This is a genomic window from Paenibacillus puldeungensis (genome assembly GCF_042678945.1).
Lineage (GTDB): Bacteria > Bacillota > Bacilli > Paenibacillales > Paenibacillaceae > Fontibacillus > Fontibacillus puldeungensis.
In genome coordinates this window covers 16,290-34,680 of the sequence record NZ_JBHTLM010000024.1, presented here as the reverse complement: position 1 = coordinate 34,680, position 18,391 = coordinate 16,290, and the positions used below count along the sequence as shown (strand labels likewise).

Below are 18,391 nucleotides of genomic sequence, written 5' to 3'. Positions count from 1 at the left end.
CTTTCACCCGCGACTCGCGCTTTTTCAGCTTACATTATCTATTTTGTACCAGCAATTTTTCCGAGCAGATAGACCAGCAGCTGCTGATTATGAGTAGAGATTCGGTCAAGCACACTGCTTAAATAAGCATTTCTGGCCTGAACGCCGCGCAATACTTCGTCCCTGCCTTTATCGGTAATTGAAACCCATACGTTACGGCGATCAGCTTCATCACGGTCACGTCGAATCAGTTCTCCGCGTTCCATCCGATCCAGCAGCATCGTTACGGCAGCCGGTGTCGTTGACAGAAATGGAATCAAATCGGACGGCTTCAGATTGCCCTGCTGTTCCAGCAATTCTAGCACAGTCAGTTGGGCGGTCGTTAACGTTGGAGCCAACTCCTGCTCCATATGCGTCTGATAATCCTTAACGATGATATCCAGCAATCTGGCAAATTCAGCAGTATGCAACCTTACCCCTCCCTAACTAACATCATAAATCAATTCGCTATTTGCTTGCAAAATCCTCCTTTTAGAGATTGAAACTGCAGCCAAAGACCCCTTATTTTGCAAAAAAGGCCATCCGTACTAGGCAAATATCGCCTAACGAATGACCTAATGTCTAAATTCTATCGTACAACATAACGCCAGCTGAATGGATCATCCAGCTCACCACGTTGTATCCCCGTAAGCTGGTCGTACAGCTTCTTCGCGTAATCTCCCGTTTCACCACCGTTGATTTCCATCTCATGGCCTTCCCATTTCATGAATCCGATTGGTGAGATTACTGCTGCCGTTCCGGTTCCAAACGCTTCCTCCAGCTTGCCTTCCTGCCAGGCAGTATATAGCTCTTCCACTGAAATCCGCCGCTCCGTCACCTTCACTCCCCAGGATTTCAACATGTGAATGACGGAATCTCGAGTTATCCCAGCTAAAATGCTTCCGTTCAACGCTGGGGTAATCACTTCCCCATTCACTTTAAAGAACACATTCATACTTCCGACTTCCTCAATATATTTATGCTCAACCCCGTCCAGCCAAAGCACCTGTGAGAAACCTAAGCCTTCTGCGACTTCTTGAGCCTTAATGCCGCTGGCGTAGTTGCCGGATGTCTTGGCTTCGCCTGTACCGCCCCGAACAGCGCGCACATACTGGTCTTCCACATATATACGTACTGGGTGAATGCCTTCAGAGTAATAAGCCCCGACCGGTGACAATATAACGAGCAACAAATAATCATGAGCTGCCCGAACCCCTAAACCAGGTTCCGTCGCAATGATAAACGGGCGGATATATAGCGAGTTTCCTTCACCTTCAGGAATCCAGTCCTTTTCAAGCACAATCAGCTGGCGAATCGCATCCAGCAAAGCTTTCTCATCAACCTGTGGAATGCTTAATCTCTCACAGGAATGATTCAGGCGCTTCAAGTTCATGTCCGGTCGAAAAAGTACAACTTCCCCTTGTGGTGTACGGTACGCTTTCATTCCTTCGAAAACTTCCTGGCCGTAATGGAACACCATAGCCGAAGGGTCCAGCGTGAGCGGTCCGTAAGGGACGATCCGCGGCGCATGCCATCCTTGTCCCTTAGAATAATCCATCAGCAGCATGTGATCGGTAAAATGCCGACCAAATCCAAGTTGATCCGTAGCCGGCTTAGTTTTTAATTGTGTGCTTCTTGTCATTTGGAGTTGCTCCATGTTCCCCATCCTCTTTTCATAATGTTTGATCTTGTATCCGAATTCGTAACCTTGTTTCATTTACTATACCGATAATTCAATCATTGATCAATAACATAACTTCGATTATAATCATAGAAATTATCTATAGACGGAGGATTTGTTGATGGAGCACCGGCTACTGGAGTATTTTACCGCCGTTGGCGAAGAGCTGCATTTTACCAAAGCTGCAGAACGTTTGGGCATATCGCAGCCGACACTAAGCCACCAGATTCGTTTGCTCGAGCAGGAGCTCGGCACTCCCTTATTTCAGCGTTCTGGGAAAAAAAATCACCTGACCCAAGCCGGTCAGATTTTGATGGAGCATGCAAGACGCGTCATTCACGAGCTGGAGCAAGCGAAGCTTGAAATAGGCCAATTAGCCGGTATGAAGCGCGGCAAACTGCGGATCGGTTGCTCCGGCAATCATTTGCTGGAGAGTGAGCTCATTTCCTTCCACCAGCAGTTTCCTGAAATTGAGCTGACCGTAACGGAGCTGGCTACCGAAGAAACCCACGCAGGACTGCTCAATAATCAGTTGGATCTTGGAGTTGTATTTTTGCCGCTTAAAGATGATCAGGTCACTAGCGTCCCACTGTACGATGAAGAGCTTGTTCTGGCCGTTTCCTCCGCTCACGCATTCGCAGCTTTGGAGCATGTAACGCTGGAGCAACTCTCGCAAATCCCACTCATCCTATTTCCTCCGAAGTTTTTCGTTCGGCAAATGATAGACACAGCTTGCGCCGAAGCTCATATATTGCTTTCCCCAGTCATGGAGCTATCTACAATGGAGTCCCAGGTACAGATGGCTCGCCACAATGTAGGTGGAACCGTTTTGCCCCACTCCTATGCGAAAAATTTAAGCGTCGCAGGCGTTGCGATCATACCGCTTGCCGATCCGGCTCCGCGAAAAAGCGTTGGGCTTGTTTACCGCAGCAACACATTTATTGATTCCACATTAAAAGCATTTATTCAGCATTTGACCCGAGATAAAACCTAATCTTTATCCGGGCGAACAAGAGGTTAACCGAATCAAGACTGTAAGAAAAAACGTCTGACGGTGTCCTTTGAGTTAGCTTAGACTTCTACATTGGAGGGATGGGTATGGGGTTTCAACCGGGTCAGAACACGACTTTAAAGGCGGGCCGTAAACTTTCCGCCCCATACCCATTCCCTCTTCTGTTCTACTCCTTGCTCCCTGCAGCTTTTTCAAAATCCCACCGCTCTTTAGGTGTACATTTAGGGGAGATTTACCGCAGGCTAGTGGTAGTTTTACTCTTGGTCACATCCTTTTGGTTCTTGTCTCTCTCACCATCCGCTAGTAGATGTATTCTATACATCTATTTCTGCAAAATTTGAAGTTTTTGGAATTTTAGTTGCATTTCGTACATCTAAAATGATGCAACTTGCCTTTGCAGGTTCGTTTTGCTGATTTTAGCTGCACTTTGAGCATTTAAATGCTCAAAGGTTCTAAATAGGCGGGATTTAACTGTAGAAAATACATTTAGTTAGTAAGTCCCAACGGTAACGGTAAGTTTTATGGTAAGAGTAAGAGGGGGCAGCCAATTCCGGCCGACACCCATTTTTCACTCGCCATATTACTCTTTTGCTGATCGTCTGCAAGGACATACATAGCTAACAAGATTCTTTCCCCGGCTATTTTATACTTTCTGATATGTTAAAAAAGGACATTCCAGCCAGCACTATAGCTGGCTTGGATGTCCTTTGCTAAGAAGCTAAACGCTATCCTCTCCTAAGGAGGTCAACAATATCATCATTCTTATTAGTATGCACGAGCAGCTTACCGATCGACTTACGATCTGCGAGCGGAGCATCTTCCGAGCTCAGGCTAAGCATCTGCCCTTCCTTCGTTACCGCAAGCAACGTAACCGGCTCTTTACAGTGAATACCTCCTACAAGCTGATTGCCGTTCGGCTTAACGCGCTTGCCCTCTTTAAACTCAAAGGTTTGAACCCCTTTTCCGCCCCGGCTTTGAACCGGGTAATCCAGCAGAAGACTACGTTTACCGTAACCTAAATCAGATAAGACAAGGATTTCTCCTTCCTCACCTTCTACCCATAGCGCACTGACGACTTCATCGCCTTCCTTGAGATTTATTCCCCGAACGCCGGCGGATACCCGGCCCATTGGATTAACCTCATTTTCGGAAAAACGAATGGACATGCCTTGCTTCGTGAGCAGCAGTACATCTTGACGATTCCGGCTTATTACAACATCGATAACCTCATCGTTGTCCCCCACCTTGCAAGCAGCAATCGCGCCACTGCGTTTCGTTTCGTAATCCTTGAGTTCCGTTCGTTTGACCTGTCCCCGTTTCGTCACAAAGACAAGGCTCAGCTCCGGCTCCTCGAAGCCCTTCACCGGAATGACGCTGACTAGACGGTCTTCCTTGGCGAGTGGAATAACATTAACGATAGCCGTACCATTGTCCTTCCACTTGAATTCCGGAATCTGGTGGACCGGAAGCAGGAAGTATTGGCCGCGCTGCGTGAATATGAGCAGATTCTGCAGCGTATCAACTTCCAGCACACTCTTGATGAAGTCGCCTTCCTTGACGCCCGAGCCGTCCAGCTCACCGCCGGAGCGGGTGAATGACAGCATGCTGGTCCGTTTGATGTAGCCTTCGTTCGAAATCGTAACGAGCACATCCTCTTGGGCAACCAGCACCTCAAGATTCACCTTCAGCTCCTCTACTTCGTCCTGGATAACCGATCTGCGGTCGATTCCGTATTTCTCGCGAATCTCCATCAGTTCTTTGCGAATGAGGGCGACCAGCTTTCTGTCGCTATCCAAAATGCCCTGCAAAACGGCGATTTTCTTCTGGATTTCGTCCAGTTCTTTTTGCAGAGAGGTGATTTCCAGGTTCGTTAGGCGGTAGAGCTGCAATGTCAATATCGCATCCGCTTGGCGCTCGGTAAATCCGAACATCCACTGCAGGTTATTTTGCGCGTCCTGACGATTTTTGGAGGCTTTGATCGCGGCGATGACTTCGTCCAAAATGTTCAGCGCCTTTACGAGCCCTTCGAGTACATGGGCACGATCCTCCAGTTTCTCGAGCTCATATTGAGTCCGGAAGGTTACGACTTCGCGCTGATGTGCAATATAAGCCTCCAGCATCGCCTTAAGGCCAAGCTGGCGCGGAGCCTTATGAACGATCGCCACCATGTTGAAGTTGTATGTTACCTGTAGATCGGTCTTCTTGAACAAATAGGCGAGAATCCCTTGTGCGTCCGCATCCTTTTTCAACTCGACGACGATACGCAACCCGTTACGTCCACTTTCATCGCGAACCTCGGCGATCCCGTCGACCTTCTTCTCAATGCGGATATTCTCCATCGCTGAAACGAGGCGAGATTTGACCACCTGATACGGTATCTCGGTGATAACGATTTGCTGTTTGCCACCGCGAAGCGTTTCAATGTCCGTTTTAGAGCGCAGGTAAATACGGCCCTTTCCGGTCTCATACGCTTCCTTAATACCTTCTTCGCCCATAATGATTCCGCCTGTAGGGAAATCAGGACCTTTCACGAACGTACGGATTTCCTCCAGGGTCATTTCCGGTTTTTCCATGACGGCAATGCAGGCATCGATAATTTCCCGCAGATTATGCGGTGGAATTTCTGTAGCAAACCCGGCAGAGATCCCGCTAACCCCATTGACCAGCAAATTGGGAAAACGGGAAGGCAATACGACGGGTTCTTTTGCCGTATTGTCAAAGTTATCTTTGAACGGAACCGTGCGTTTTTCAATATCGCGCAGAAGCTCCAAGGCGATCGGAGACAAACGAGCCTCGGTATAACGCATAGCCGCTGCCGGATCATCGTCCTGGGAGCCCCAGTTTCCATGACCATCTACAAGCACATGACCCATTTTCCACGGCTGCGCCATCCGAACCATACCCTCATAAATTGAAGAATCACCATGTGGGTGATAGTTCCCCATAACATCCCCGACCGTCTTGGCCGATTTGCGATAAGGCTTATCGGGCGTATTACCAGAGTCGTACATCGCATACAGGATCCGCCGCTGAACCGGCTTCAGTCCATCACGCACGTCAGGAATTGCCCGGTCTTGAATAATATATTTGGAATATCGGCCGAAGCGGTCACCCACAACCTCTTCTAAAAAGGCCGGTAAAAAGTTTTCCAGCATGCTCACATCAATTCACCTTCTTCTATTCCTCAAACTCTGTAAAGTCCACGTTCTCCACGATCCAACGCTTGCGCGGATCGACCTTGTCCCCCATCAGCGTAGATACGCGCCGTTCTGCCTTGGCTGCATCCTCAATTTGTACCTGCAGCATTGTCCGGGTTTCCGGATTCATTGTTGTTTCCCATAGCTGCTCAGGGTTCATTTCTCCCAAGCCTTTATAGCGCTGCAGTTCAAAATTTTTGCCGAATTCCTTTAAATAATTTTGAAGCTGCTCGTCGCTCCAGGCATAACGTACGGTTTCCAGCTTCCCTGAGCGCCGGGTGATCTTATATAACGGCGGCTGGGCGATATATACCCGTCCACTGTCAATAAGCGGCTTCATATAGCGGTAGAAGAACGTCAGCAGCAGCACTTGGATATGAGCCCCGTCCGTATCGGCGTCTGTCATGATAATGATTTTGGAATAATTGCTGTCTTCAACGGCAAATTCCGTCCCAATGCCAGCTCCGATCGCGGATATAATCGCCCGATATTCATCGTTCTTTAAAATATCGGCAAGCTTCGCTTTCTCCGGATTCATCGGTTTTCCCTTTAGCGGCAAAATCGCTTGAATTTTAGAGTCGCGTCCTTGCTTTGCCGATCCGCCAGCAGAGTCGCCTTCGACGATAAACAGCTCGTTACGCGTAAAATCCTTCGATTGGGCCGGTGTCAGCTTTCCACCCAGATTGGAGCTTTCACTTCGCTTCTTGCCAGTGCGCATTTCATCGCGAGCCTTACGCGCTGCCTCCCTTGCCTTGGAGGCCTGCACAGCCTTTTTAATCAAGGTTTGAGCAACTTGCGGGTTCTCTTCAAGGAATAATGCCATCTTCTCGCTAACAACAGCATCCACCGCACTTCGCGCAGAGGCGCTGCCAAGCTGATCCTTTGTCTGCCCGACGAATTCAACCTCCGACATCTTGACGCTGATAACCGCCATCATGCCTTCACGCAAATCATTGCCTTCCAGGTTTTTATCTTTCTCTTTCAGAATGCCGTTCTTGCGAGCATAGTCGTTCATGACCCTTGTGTAGGCCGTTTTAAACCCGGTTTCGTGGGTTCCCCCGCCCCGAGTAGGAATAGAGTTTACAAACGAAGCCAGCGTTTCGGTATAACCTGCATTGTACTGCAGCGCAACCTCAACCTCAATGTCGTCCCGTTCCGCATAAAAATGCACCACATCATGCAGCACATCCTTGCCGTCATTCAGAAACTCCACAAACTGGCTGGCTCCACCTTCGTAAAAAAACTCGTCGGAACGGTCGGAGCGCTCATCCTTCAAGGTTACCTTCAGGCCCGAGTTCAGAAAAGCGATCTCCTGCAAACGTTCCGCGAGCGTATCATAGTTCAATCCAATTCCGCTGGTGAATACGCGAATATCCGGCTTGAACGTTACCTTCGTCCCGGTCTTGTGCGTATTTCCGATAACCTCAAGACCCGTAACCGGTTCTCCGACATGTTCAATGCCCTGGTCATCAACCCAATATTCGAAACGCATCCGGTGAATTTTGCCGTCTCGGTAAATTTGAACATCTAGCCACTCTGACAACGCATTCGTAACGGACGCCCCGACACCGTGAAGTCCGCCCGATTTCTTATAGCCCGATCCGCCGAATTTACCTCCGGCATGTAATATCGTATAGACAACCTGCGGCGTCGGAATCCCTGTCTTATGCATTCCGGTAGGTATTCCCCGGCCGTTGTCCGTAACGGTTACTGAACCGTCTTTATTTAGTGAAATGTCGATTTTGTCGCAGTACTTCGCCAGATGCTCGTCGACAGCGTTATCTACAATCTCCCATACCAAATGATGAAGTCCCGACGAGCTCGTACTGCCGATATACATACCAGGTCGTTTGCGTACCGCGACAAGCCCTTCGAGCACTTGAATGTCGTCCGCGTCGTATCCCGAAGACGAGCTGGCGGAATTCGCCGAAGTTGCGTCCTCGAACAAATCGATTTGTTCGGCCATTCATGCTCCCCCTTTAACTGCTTTATGTAGTCTTGATTTAAGTAAATGATTCAATCGTGACTTTTGTAACTACCCTGTAAGCATTAAATGCAAACAGGTGTTTTGTTGTCCCTGTCCATTTTAATTCAATATATCCTGTTTCGTAAAGACAAGGAATGAAATGACAAGGGAACATGCCCCCCAAACAGCAAGTACAATGAGTGAAAATCCGAGCGTCATTCCTTCGATTGGCGCCGGTTGTCCCGCTAAATAATTCGTAAGCCCCAAATTGACCATAAACAAATATTTCGCGCTCGTCCAGGAGGAAGCCATATTGGTCAAAATGCTTCCGGCGATCAGCGTGGCCATCATGATCACGATGCTCGCTGCCGTACTCCGCACGAGTACAGAAACCATAAACGCAAGGCAAGCCACCGTTACACTAACAAACCAAATAAGCCCGGCTTGCATGAAAATATATTGCCACTGCGGAACCGCATGTACTCCCGAAATGTCAACCTCCGCACCGTGCAGTTGAAACCCGGTGAAGATCGGCATATTAAACCCGGAATAGCCGAAAAACAATCCGGATATCAAATAGCAGATCAGGAACGTCGATACGACGATAAGCGATACGAACATGAGTAGTGTAATCAACTTGCTTAGTAGTATTTTCCACCGCCTTACAGGGCGTGTTAACAGCATTTTGACCGTTCCAGAAGTCCGTTCGGATGACACAATGTCGGAGCCGACACCCATAATCAACAGCGGAATAAACAGCGTTGCCGCGTTGTCCAGAAACTCCCGAGTGAAGGATACACCACCAGGCTCTCTCGGATTAACGTCATGCTCTAAGTAGTATTTCATCTGCTGAATATAAATTTGTCGATATTTTTTCCATTCCTCCGGCACGCGGTCACTGCCTAGTGAATTTTGATTATCAGTAATTGCCTGTTGAACTTCTCTGCGCCAGTCCGTGCCGTATTTCTCACGCTTATCCTCGGCAGCCTTAAGCTGCGCGTAGGCAAACACAGGGACAAGAACAAGCAGAACGAGCAATATGACGTAAAACCGTTTCTTTTTGATCATCTTGATCGTTTCATTTTTTACTAATGGAAGAATGTTATTCAATGCTCTCACCTTCCGTCATCTCCAGGAACAGCTGCTCTAGGGTAGGATTTACTTTTTGCACGGCGCCGACGCGAACCCCCTGCTCTACAAGGCCCGGGATTATTCGAGCTATCTGTTCAGGGTTCATTTGCGTGACCACTGCAATATCACTGATTCCTGCCATGATTGCATCGTCCAGGATATCTTCCACATGCTCGATGATCTGTATGCCTTCCGCACTCAAAATGGAGGCGCCTTTTTCTCGCGGCTCCAGCTCCCATACAACGTAGTTTGAACTGCCACTAATCAGCTCTTCTACCGTACCTACCGCCAGCACTCGCCCGCGGCTAATGATAGCAACTCGTTCGCATAGCAATTGAATTTCACTTAGCAGGTGGCTAGAAACGAATACGGCCATTCCTTCCTCCGCCAAACGACGAATAAAGCCCCTCATCTCCTTAATCCCCTTCGGATCAAGCCCATTCGTCGGTTCATCCAATATAAGCAGTTTGGGCCGTCCTAGCAGTGCCTGAGCAATTCCCAGACGCTGTCGCATTCCAAGTGAATAGGTTTTCACCTTATCATGGATCCGTCCCTTGAGTCCAACCATTTCAACCACTTCAGCAATGCGCGAACGATCTACACCAGGGATCATCCTTGCAAAGTGTTCGAGATTTTCCCATCCTGTCAAATAAGTATAAACTTCCGGATTCTCAACGATGGAGCCCACATAACGCAGTGCCGATTCCGGCTCTCTCTGCACATCATACCCGCATATCTCTACCTTGCCAGCGGTCGGTCGGATTAAATCAACCAGCATACGGATCGTAGTTGTTTTCCCAGCACCATTAGGTCCGAGGAAGCCGAATATCTCCCCCTCATTCACCTGAAAGCTAACGTCATGAACGATCCACTTTTGGCCTATTTTCTTCTTTAGTCCTTGAACCGATAAGACCGCTTTTTTACGGTCCGACGCGGCTGCTTGCTTTCCGTTCATCGCAGTCCACTCCTATGTGCTGATTCATCATATTGCGAAAAATGTGTTTATCACTCATTTATGTGCCATGCTCTGGACCATCCGTTCCGCAATTGCTTGATAGCCTTCTCCATTTGGATGAAAATGGTCGCTCGCCAAATATCTCGCATAGTTGTATGTAAACAAATCATATGTCGGTACAACGAGCGTCTCCTCATATCGATTCAGCGTCTTCTGGGCCATTTCGTTCCAACGGGCCACCGCATTGTCCCCGATGCCGCGCATATCCTTCAGATCGGAAAACGGATTATATAAGCTTACATATACTAGCTTCGCCTTCGGATTAATCTCTTTAATCTTGGCGATGATTTTTTCAAAATTAGGGGATGCGCCGGTGATCGAGGCTTGGATTTCAGCTTCTGACGGTACCTTTGTGCCTGTTTGTAAATGCTGGGTCCCGTTGAACAGATCATTGCCTCCGATCGAAAGCACGATAATTCCCGCCTGCTTGAGCGCATAGGACACACCTTGCTCCTTCAGCATTGGCAGCAGCTCCTTTGTAGTCAAGCCATTGATGCCTAAGTTGTTGACCAGCTTGGAGGAAATTCCCTGCTTGTTTAGCAAATCGACCGACCTGCGGGCAAACCCGGCTCCAGTGTCGTCTCCGGTTCCTTTTGCAAGCGAGTCTCCGATAGCGGTCACATCCCAAATCCCCACTTTTGTTTGTTCCTCCGCCGCTCGTGTAGTGGTTGATTGATTTTTAGCGGAGTACGCTGGATAACCGATATCTAAAACCGCATATAGGAAGCCAAGCAGCAGCAGTAGTGTCGATATAGCAGAAATGAAGCCTGTAATTCGCCATGTCCGGGACGCCGTTTTCATCGTCATATTCCTCCTATTCTGGCAACTTTCCTTATTAAGCTCTCCAACTCATGTAAATAACATAAGACTTCTTGTTTCGGTATGCAAATTTTTTTAAAAAAAGACTAGCTTTCTGAGATAATACGTTGTATACTATTTTTTGTCGGGAAAAACACGACAGTTACTACTAAGGGTTATTAGCTTAGCTGGTAGAGCAGCCGACTCTTAATCGGCAGGTCGTAGGTTCGACCCCTACATAACCCATATTACAAAAATCCTTCACTGGATTACAGTGAAGGATTTTTTGTTTCCATCGCAAATGTTCGAAAAACCGTCCGAGAATGCGGGCTGGTGGTAGTTTTTGCTTTTAGACACATCCATTTAGTTTCATGCCTCTCTCAAATCCTTAACTAAATGTATTTTGTGCATCTATTTTCGGGCAAATTGCGAATTTATGGATTTTAACTGCATTTCCTACATCTAAACCGGGTTAATTTGCTCGGCAAGGGTATTTTTTCCCTTTTTAGCTGCACTTTCTGCATTTAAATGCTTAAGGCTCTGGGCAAGACGATGTTTAACTGTACAAAATGCATTTAGTACGTTCTACGATCCCAGAAAGTCCTGTTGGTACCCCATTTTCACTCGTTGATCTATACTTTTGCTGATCGCTACAAGGACTGAGAACGAGGAACAGGAGTTATTAGGCATCGAAAACTACTTGGATATTGTTAAAGGGGGCTCTCTCCCACCAGAAATTATATAAATTCTGGCGCATGTTGAAAAAGCAGTGCGGCCGTCGCACTGCTTTTTCCTTTAATATTCTATCAGCTCGCCCGAATCACCTTAACGTCAGCCGGAATGACTTTAACACCCTCGTACAACATAAAGCGCCCGTTCTGCCATTCGATTCTAAGCAACTTACTGTCATCGGACTGATACTGCCATACATGCTGGTCTCCGCCTTGCATAAATGGAGTTCTTCCAACAACGGCAACATAACCGCCGTATTCTTCCTCTAGATAGTATTCCGTACCATCCAACTCCATTTGCCCTGGCACCTCGTTTGGATCATCCAAACGACCGTCGATCGGCTGATAAAGCTGATATTGGAGCGTCTCCCGCTCCTCGATGTGCAAATAGCTGGTGCTGCTCCCATCCTGAAGTGTTAACACTACTGCGTTACGCCCGCGGTTGTTTACCCGTCCAGTAACCTCATAAGAGACGAGCGATACTTCACAGATGTCTCCCGGCGCTAGCGCTAGCATGCTCTTCTCAGCGAGAGGCGGCTCTGGCTTGGCAAACAGGTTGCCTATTCTTTTCCATACGCTCATCTTAGGTTATGCCTCACTTTTATACACTTAAATTCTTTTCTTATTTCTTATCTTCATACTGCTTCATCAATGCAGCGAGTTCCGCGTCAACTTCAGCGTCCTTACTCAGGTTCTCAAACTCGTCGTCCAAAGATTTTCCTTTGGAGCTAAGCTCATTGCTGGCTTCTGCTTGAGCTTCCATTTGGAGCATCTTGTCTTCCATCCGCTTCAAGCCGTTAACCGCTGTATCGGAGCTAAAGCCTGTCATCGCTTTGTTGATTTCATTTTGTGCTTTCGCCGCATTGTAACGGGCAACGAGCGTTTCACGTTTATTTTTCATTTCCGTCAACTGCTTACGCATTTCCTCGAGCTTCGCGCGAAGATTGTCGGCAGATGCTTTATTCTGGTCATAAGCTGTTTTGTATTCGGTCATTTTTGCTTCAGCTGCTCTTTTCTCTTCCAGAGCTCTGCGTGCTAGATCGACGTTTTGTGCTTGTGCTGCCGTGTGGGCTTGCTGGGTACGCTTCTCAACCAAGGCCTCTTGCTCTTCATACAGACCTTTGAATTTCTTCTCGATGGCGATTTGAGCGGCAACTGCCTTTTCAGCATCCTCCAAATCTTCCTGCATATCACGGATGTACTGATCCGTCAGTTTAATCGGATCTTCCGCTTTATCAATCATAGCGTTAATATTGGACATCGTTAAATCGCGCAATCTTTTAAAAATAGACATTGTTGTTTTCCTCCCGAGAAATAAAATTTCATTTTATGCTTATGTTTACGCTCCAGAACAACAGAGGTTTCATTTCCGGTTCAAAAAAAGAGAAAATCTATTTTCCGACAAATTCCTGTACCCAATATCCATTGAAGTATCCGACACCGATTAAATTGTAATTTGGATTCAAAATGTTCTTTTTGTGCCCCGGGCTGTTCATCCAGTCCTTCATCGCCTGTTCGGCCGACCGCTGGCCCATGGCCAAATTCTCTCCGGCATACAGATATGTAATGCTGGACGCATCCATCATTTCGAACGGAGAACCATACGTTGGCGATGTGTGGCTGAAATAATTGTTTAGATACATGTCCTTTGCTTTCGCCTTAGCCACTTTCGTTAAATTCGTGTGTACGGTTAGCGGTTTTAATCCTGCTCTTACCCGCTCCTTGTTGACTAATACAACGATCTTCGAAGCGTTTTGCGTTTGAATGGCCGCGTATACTGCAGCCAAACTTTTCGTATTCATTGTTGCTGCAGCATAAGCGGCTCCGCCATCTCCATGAACACCGGCCAGGGAAATAGTTGTCAGGACGGAGAGTAGCAGCCCTGTTGAAACGGTATTTTTCCATTTTATCATGATGAATTGCTCCTCCTTCACAAAAATTACCTTTTCCTGGTTCTTGTCACATTTTAACATATTATGCCGCACTGATGTTGAACTAAAAAATGGAAAGGGCGGCTATTCAGCCGCCCTTTGGGAAGAAAACAATGTGCTATTATTTTTTGCTTGCATATTTGCGCATGTCGAATGCTACAGCGGCTACGATAATTGCACCTTTAATAATTTGCTGCCAGTAGGGTCCTACCCCTACGAAAGTCAAACCATAGTTGATAACCGTAAAGATGAGTACACCAGCCATGACGCCAGGGACTGTACCGATCCCCCCCGTTGTCGAAACCCCACCTACGACGCAGGCTGCAATGGCATCAAGCTCGTACATGTTACCATAGTTATTGGTAGCACCACCGGTTCTGGCTGCTTCAAGTACACCAGCCAAACCGTAGAGAGCCCCGGCGATCGAGTAAATCATAATCAAATATTTAGTAACATTGATCCCGGATACTTTTGCTGCTTGTTCATTTCCGCCGATAGCGTACATGTTTTTACCAAGCCGCGTTTTGTTGAACATTACCCATACGATACCACAAACGATGATAGCAATGATTACGATATAAGGTAGTGAGTATGATCCGCTTCCGATACTACCGGAACCAAGCGTGGTAAAGTCGTCACGCAGACCGCCGATTGGCTGTGATTGGTTCGGTTCCATATCGAAGTACAGCGAGTTAATCCCGTAAATAGCAACCATTGTACCGAGTGTAGCGATAAATGGCGGAACTTTAAACTTGGAAACGATAACACCGTTCACGAGACCGAAGAGAAGACCTACAATGATCGCAATTAGAATCGGAACCAGCAGTGGCAGATGCGGCAGATCCGGAAAAAAGCGCCGCGGATAGTTTTCCACCTGCAGCATGGAAGCTGAGATGACCGCCGTCAAACCGACCATACGGCCCGCCGACAAGTCTGTACCGCCGGTTATGAGAATAAATGCTACACCAAGCGCAATAATTACTCGGGTGGATGATTGAATTAAGATGTCGCGGAGTGTGTTAAGACCGATAAAGCTTGGATCGTAAATCGCTATACCAATAACGAGAACCGCTAGAACGATGTAAATGGCGTTTTCAGTAATAAAGTTTTGTAGTTTTTTTGTATTCATGATTTTTCTCCTCTCCCTCTAGCCTTAATGCTGGGCAGCCAATCGCATAATTTCTTCTTCCGTAGCCAGCTCTCCATCCACGATTCCGGTGAGATGACCCTCGGACATTACCATAACTCGGTCGGACATCCCAAGCAGTTCAGGCATCTCAGATGAAATCATGATGATGCTTTTACCTTGCTGAGCCAATTCCGCGATGATAGAGTAAATCTCGTATTTAGCCCCAACGTCGATACCACGTGTGGGTTCGTCAAGCAGCAGGATTTCCGGTTCGGTAAGCAGCCATCTGGCCAGCAGCACCTTTTGTTGGTTCCCCCCGGAAAGGTTCATAATTAGCGCTTTTGGAGACGGAGTCTTCGTCCGTAACTTCTCCACCATCTTATTGACCTCTTCCTTTTTCTTGCGGTCGTCAAGCAATCCGATTGGGGATACATACCGGTCAAGATTTGCAATGGCAGCGTTTTCGTGAACGGACAGCACCGGGAAAATCCCTGTCGTACGCCGCTCCTCCGTCAGCAGTGCCAAGCCGTGCCTTTTCGCCTCTCCCGCACTACGGATGTTTACCTTTTTCCCGTGAATCGAAATGCTGCCAGACTTAATTTCACGAAGGCCGAATAAGGCTTCGATCAATTCCGTTCGCTGCGCCCCTACAAGTCCGCCTACGCCAAGAATTTCACCCTTGCGAAGTTCAAAAGAGACGTCTTTAAACGATTTCGGGTTGCTGGAGGTCAAGTTCTCCACCTTCAGAATGACCCCGTTCGGTTCGTTGTAGCGGTCCGGGAAACGTTGGGTCAAATCGCGGCCAACCATCTTGGAGATGATCAGATCGGTCGTCATTTCCGCTGCCGGCCAGGTTCCGATTTTTTTACCGTCTCGCATAATCGTTACATCATCGGAGATACGCAAAATTTCCTCCATTTTATGCGAAATGTAAATGATCGAAACGCCACGCTTCTTGAGATCGTTAATAATTCGGAACAAATGCTCAACCTCTACGCTTGTCAAAGAGGATGTAGGTTCGTCCATGACGATAATCTGCGAGTTAAACGATACCGCTTTAGCGATCTCAATCGATTGAATTTTCGATACAGACAGCTTGCCGACGATCGTATCCGGTTTCAAATCAATATCTAATTGTTTAAACAGCTCTTCCGTATCCCGGTACATTTTCTTATGATCGACGAATTTGAAGGGACCCGCACCTACGAGCGGAAACCGGCCGAGCCATATATTTTCCATCACATTGCGGAAAGGCACCGGATGCAGCTCCTGGTGAATCATAGAAACGCCCAGTTTCAGCGCATCGCTGGAGTTGTTGATCTCCGCTTTTTGACCGTTTAAGTAAATTTCGCCGCCATCCGGCTTATAGATACCGAACAGACATTTCATGAGTGTAGATTTCCCTGCCCCGTTCTCGCCCATCAGTGCATGGACCGTGCCGGGTCGGACCTGCAGAGTTACGCCATCCAGCGCCTTAACGCCGGGAAATTCTTTAGAGATGCCCTTCATCTCCAACATAAACTGCGTTTGAGTCATTCGATTTACCCCCCTGGTTTGTTCTTTAATTTGAGAGGCACAGCTTTCGTTTCCTCCGGAATCCCTATCCCTATTTCAAAAAAAGGAGGTTCGTACCTTTAGGCATCGAACCTCCCATTTGTCTCTGATGAGAAGTCCTGGTGTTAAGCAAGCCGTGTCTTATTTGAAATCGGCTGCGTTGTCTTTCGTTACTTTTTGGTAAGGAATCCAGACAAATTGATTGTCAGTGATGTCAAATCCAACGCTTTCCTTGGTGATTGCTGTGCCTTTAGCCAGCAAGGAAGCCAGTGTGATCGCAGCTTTACCTTGGTTTTCGGCATCATTCAGTACCGTACCGAGCATTGTGCCTTGCTCCAAAGCTTGGATTGCTGGAGCCGTTGCGTCAACACCTACAACCGGCATGTATTTGTCGCCTGTAAAGTAGCCTGCCGCTTTCAAAGCTTCGATCGCGCCAAGCGCCATGTCGTCGTTGTTAGCCAGGACGGCTTCAATCTTGTCACCATGTGCGGCAAGGAAGGCAGCCATTTTTTCCTGACCTTTTACGCGATCCCACATTGCGGTATCTTCAGCGACCTTTTCAACCTTGATTCCGGCGTCTTCAATCGCTTGGATTGAGTATTGGGTACGAAGCTCAGCATCTTGGTGTCCCGGTTCGCCTTTCAGCATCACATATTGCAGAACGCCGTCACCGTTTTTATCCGCTTTCGGATTGGCTTTCCAGTAGTCAACGATAATTTGGCCGGACAATGTACCGGACTCTTCCGCTTTCGCGCCTACATAGTAAACTTTGTCCCATTTCTTCATATCTTCCGGTAATGGCTCGCGGTTAACGAACACTACCGGCGTTTCTTTCACCTTTGCTTTATCGATGATGACGCCTGCCGCTGTCCGGTCAACCGGGTTAACGATCAGGGCGTTTGTTTTCTTCGTCAGGAACAAGTCAATTTTATCGTTCTGCGTAGGTTGAGAGTTTTGGCTATCCACGATATCCACTTTTGCGATTCCGTTCGAGTTTTTCTCGATAGAGTTGCGGACGCCTGTCATGAACGTATCGTCAAATTTATAGATCGCTACGCCAACCTTTGGTGTGGAACCCCCTTCACCACCACTTTCTTTCGAACCTCCATTCGAGCATCCTACTACCGTAGCGCCGAGCAATGCTGCAGCCAACACGACCGAAGTAATTTTTTTCATCTTTATGACCTCCTGAACTGATTTATCATTTCTCTGTGTTATCCTCTTGGATACGTTTTCATTATGCCTGGATTTGGCCTCGGTGCGAATCTAAAATTCTAAGATGTTTATATCAAAATTCTGATGATGTTAATTTGAATGTTTTGAAAAATGTCCTACAGCATAAAACAGCAAATCTTTCGGAAAAATCCGAAGGATTTGCTGTTTATTGAAATCGGCAGGCTTCAACGGGCCCCGCCAGGGACGTATTTTCCTTGCTCTGGCACCGCAAGCTCATCAAAACGCTCAGCTAAACGGTTCAATCCAGAGCGCAGCTCTTCTCCACCAAGCGGGACACCATGTCCCGTCACGGCCAACTCTGGCGATAACTCCGCCAGCTTCCTTACCGATTGTTTGGCCAGCACCCAGTCCGGGGTAAAATACATCGGTGGTCCATGTACTTCCTTCGTCTGTGCTACCACCGCCAACGCCGATTCTTGTTTGACGGCAATGAAGGCGTCACCGGCAATCAGGCAGCGATCCCGCTCACGGTATAAAGAAATATGACCCGGACTATGACCCGGTGTTGCGATCCAGCGCCACTCCGGCAGCCCCGGAACATGCCCATTTTCAGGTAAAGGATGAACTCGCTCCTTGAGATCGATGGCTCGGTGCGGATACAGCGGAGCAACCCCTGCCATCAGCCCGCCGCCAACCGACGGGTCTCCTTCCGGATAATCCTGCTGCCCGGTCAAAAAAGGAAGCTCGGCTGGATGGGCGTACGCAAGTATGCCCCATTCCTCGGCCAAAGCTTCCACTCCGCCCACATGGTCAAAATGTCCATGCGTCAACACGATGCATTTGGGCGGCCTGTGAAATATGGCATCCGCTTCTTTCACCAGCCCGCGGGTAAACGGGGCAAGCCCGGTATCGACCAGCACCCATTCCCCTTCATCCACGTTTCCGATCAAAACGGCGTTAACGATCAATGTTCGGACGCTCCAAACGTCTTCGGTTACGCGAATCGTATCTATTGTGCCTGTACTGAGCAAATTCCTTTCGTTCATTAGCTG

15 protein-coding genes and 1 tRNA gene are annotated in these 18,391 nt (G+C 47.9%); 2 read left to right on the top strand and 14 right to left on the bottom strand.

Translation table 11 applies throughout. The features are described 5' to 3' along the window. Positions 1–38: 38 nt before the first annotated feature. On the bottom strand, positions 39–449 hold the full coding sequence (locus ACFQ3W_RS22555) for a MarR family winged helix-turn-helix transcriptional regulator (protein WP_379321491.1): 411 nt from the start codon (positions 447–449) through the stop codon (positions 39–41). 158 nt (positions 450–607) lie between these two features. Beyond that, the gene (locus tag ACFQ3W_RS22550) at positions 608–1,660 is read right to left on the bottom strand and encodes a branched-chain amino acid aminotransferase (protein ID WP_379321490.1); all 1,053 of its coding nucleotides are present in this window, start codon (positions 1,658–1,660) and stop codon (positions 608–610) included. A gap of 160 nt (positions 1,661–1,820) precedes the next feature. On the opposite strand from ACFQ3W_RS22550, the gene ACFQ3W_RS22545 reads away from it, so the two are divergent. After that, on the top strand, positions 1,821–2,693 hold the full coding sequence (locus tag ACFQ3W_RS22545) for a LysR family transcriptional regulator (RefSeq protein WP_379321489.1): 873 nt from the start codon (positions 1,821–1,823) through the stop codon (positions 2,691–2,693). A 743-nt stretch (positions 2,694–3,436) separates the two neighbouring features. Here ACFQ3W_RS22545 and gyrA read toward each other — a convergent pair. The 5 genes from gyrA to ACFQ3W_RS22520 form a co-directional block, all read right to left on the bottom strand. Continuing rightward, a complete protein-coding gene (gene gyrA / locus ACFQ3W_RS22540) occupies positions 3,437–5,872 on the bottom strand; it encodes a DNA gyrase subunit A (RefSeq protein WP_379321488.1) in 2,436 nt (811 codons plus the stop codon). Positions 5,873–5,888: 16 nt separating this feature from the next. Further along, positions 5,889–7,874 carry a DNA topoisomerase IV subunit B gene (gene parE / locus ACFQ3W_RS22535; protein WP_379321487.1) on the bottom strand — a complete coding sequence of 662 codons (1,986 nt, stop codon included), beginning with the start codon at positions 7,872–7,874 and terminating at the stop codon, positions 5,889–5,891. 120 nt (positions 7,875–7,994) lie between these two features. Then, the gene (locus tag ACFQ3W_RS22530; protein ID WP_379321525.1) at positions 7,995–8,984 is read right to left on the bottom strand and encodes an ABC transporter permease; all 990 of its coding nucleotides are present in this window, start codon (positions 8,982–8,984) and stop codon (positions 7,995–7,997) included. Next, positions 8,977–9,960: an ABC transporter ATP-binding protein gene (locus tag ACFQ3W_RS22525; RefSeq protein ID WP_379321486.1), complete on the bottom strand. Its 984-nt coding sequence runs from the start codon at positions 9,958–9,960 to the stop codon at positions 8,977–8,979. The genes ACFQ3W_RS22530 and ACFQ3W_RS22525 overlap by 8 nt, the downstream gene beginning before the upstream one ends. Before the next feature lie 54 nt (positions 9,961–10,014). After that, on the bottom strand, positions 10,015–10,821 hold the full coding sequence (locus ACFQ3W_RS22520) for a GDSL-type esterase/lipase family protein (RefSeq protein WP_379321485.1): 807 nt from the start codon (positions 10,819–10,821) through the stop codon (positions 10,015–10,017). A 170-nt stretch (positions 10,822–10,991) separates the two neighbouring features. Here ACFQ3W_RS22520 and ACFQ3W_RS22515 point away from each other — a divergent pair. Further along, positions 10,992–11,064 (top strand) — tRNA-Lys (locus tag ACFQ3W_RS22515). A gap of 560 nt (positions 11,065–11,624) precedes the next feature. On the opposite strand, the gene ACFQ3W_RS22510 is transcribed toward ACFQ3W_RS22515, so the two are convergent. The 7 genes from ACFQ3W_RS22510 to ACFQ3W_RS22480 form a co-directional block, all read right to left on the bottom strand. After that, positions 11,625–12,131, bottom strand: coding sequence for a DUF4178 domain-containing protein (locus ACFQ3W_RS22510; RefSeq protein ID WP_379321484.1), 507 nt, complete (start codon positions 12,129–12,131; stop codon positions 11,625–11,627). Between the two features lie 40 nt (positions 12,132–12,171). Then, on the bottom strand, positions 12,172–12,843 hold the full coding sequence (locus tag ACFQ3W_RS22505; protein WP_379321483.1) for a PspA/IM30 family protein: 672 nt from the start codon (positions 12,841–12,843) through the stop codon (positions 12,172–12,174). Positions 12,844–12,940: 97 nt separating this feature from the next. After that, positions 12,941–13,462 carry a CAP domain-containing protein gene (locus tag ACFQ3W_RS22500; protein ID WP_379321482.1) on the bottom strand — a complete coding sequence of 174 codons (522 nt, stop codon included), beginning with the start codon at positions 13,460–13,462 and terminating at the stop codon, positions 12,941–12,943. A gap of 139 nt (positions 13,463–13,601) precedes the next feature. Next, the gene (gene mglC / locus ACFQ3W_RS22495) at positions 13,602–14,609 is read right to left on the bottom strand and encodes a galactose/methyl galactoside ABC transporter permease MglC (RefSeq protein WP_379321481.1); all 1,008 of its coding nucleotides are present in this window, start codon (positions 14,607–14,609) and stop codon (positions 13,602–13,604) included. Between the two features lie 24 nt (positions 14,610–14,633). Then, on the bottom strand, positions 14,634–16,145 hold the full coding sequence (locus tag ACFQ3W_RS22490; protein ID WP_379321480.1) for a sugar ABC transporter ATP-binding protein: 1,512 nt from the start codon (positions 16,143–16,145) through the stop codon (positions 14,634–14,636). Positions 16,146–16,304: 159 nt separating this feature from the next. Next, positions 16,305–17,339, bottom strand: a complete 1,035-nt coding sequence (locus tag ACFQ3W_RS22485; RefSeq protein WP_379321479.1) for a galactose ABC transporter substrate-binding protein — start codon at positions 17,337–17,339, stop codon at positions 16,305–16,307. A gap of 224 nt (positions 17,340–17,563) precedes the next feature. Continuing rightward, positions 17,564–18,385: an MBL fold metallo-hydrolase gene (locus ACFQ3W_RS22480; protein WP_379321478.1), complete on the bottom strand. Its 822-nt coding sequence runs from the start codon at positions 18,383–18,385 to the stop codon at positions 17,564–17,566. Between the last annotated feature and the right edge of the window lie 6 nt (positions 18,386–18,391).

Excerpts from the sequence above, each read along its gene's own strand:
- ACFQ3W_RS22550 (WP_379321490.1), bottom strand. The coding sequence starts at position 1,660 with ATGACAAGAAGCACACAATTAAAAACTAAGCCGGCTACGGATCAACTT.
- ACFQ3W_RS22545 (WP_379321489.1), top strand. The coding sequence starts at position 1,821 with ATGGAGCACCGGCTACTGGAGTATTTTACCGCCGTTGGCGAAGAGCTG.
- parE (WP_379321487.1), bottom strand. The coding sequence starts at position 7,874 with ATGGCCGAACAAATCGATTTGTTCGAGGACGCAACTTCGGCGAATTCC.
- ACFQ3W_RS22525 (WP_379321486.1), bottom strand. The coding sequence starts at position 9,960 with ATGAACGGAAAGCAAGCAGCCGCGTCGGACCGTAAAAAAGCGGTCTTA.
- ACFQ3W_RS22520 (WP_379321485.1), bottom strand. The coding sequence starts at position 10,821 with ATGAAAACGGCGTCCCGGACATGGCGAATTACAGGCTTCATTTCTGCT.
- ACFQ3W_RS22510 (WP_379321484.1), bottom strand. The coding sequence starts at position 12,131 with ATGAGCGTATGGAAAAGAATAGGCAACCTGTTTGCCAAGCCAGAGCCG.
- ACFQ3W_RS22505 (WP_379321483.1), bottom strand. The coding sequence starts at position 12,843 with ATGTCTATTTTTAAAAGATTGCGCGATTTAACGATGTCCAATATTAAC.
- ACFQ3W_RS22500 (WP_379321482.1), bottom strand. The coding sequence starts at position 13,462 with ATGATAAAATGGAAAAATACCGTTTCAACAGGGCTGCTACTCTCCGTC.
- mglC (WP_379321481.1), bottom strand. The coding sequence starts at position 14,609 with ATGAATACAAAAAAACTACAAAACTTTATTACTGAAAACGCCATTTAC.
- ACFQ3W_RS22490 (WP_379321480.1), bottom strand. The coding sequence starts at position 16,145 with ATGACTCAAACGCAGTTTATGTTGGAGATGAAGGGCATCTCTAAAGAA.
- ACFQ3W_RS22485 (WP_379321479.1), bottom strand. The coding sequence starts at position 17,339 with ATGAAAAAAATTACTTCGGTCGTGTTGGCTGCAGCATTGCTCGGCGCT.
- ACFQ3W_RS22480 (WP_379321478.1), bottom strand. The coding sequence starts at position 18,385 with ATGAACGAAAGGAATTTGCTCAGTACAGGCACAATAGATACGATTCGC.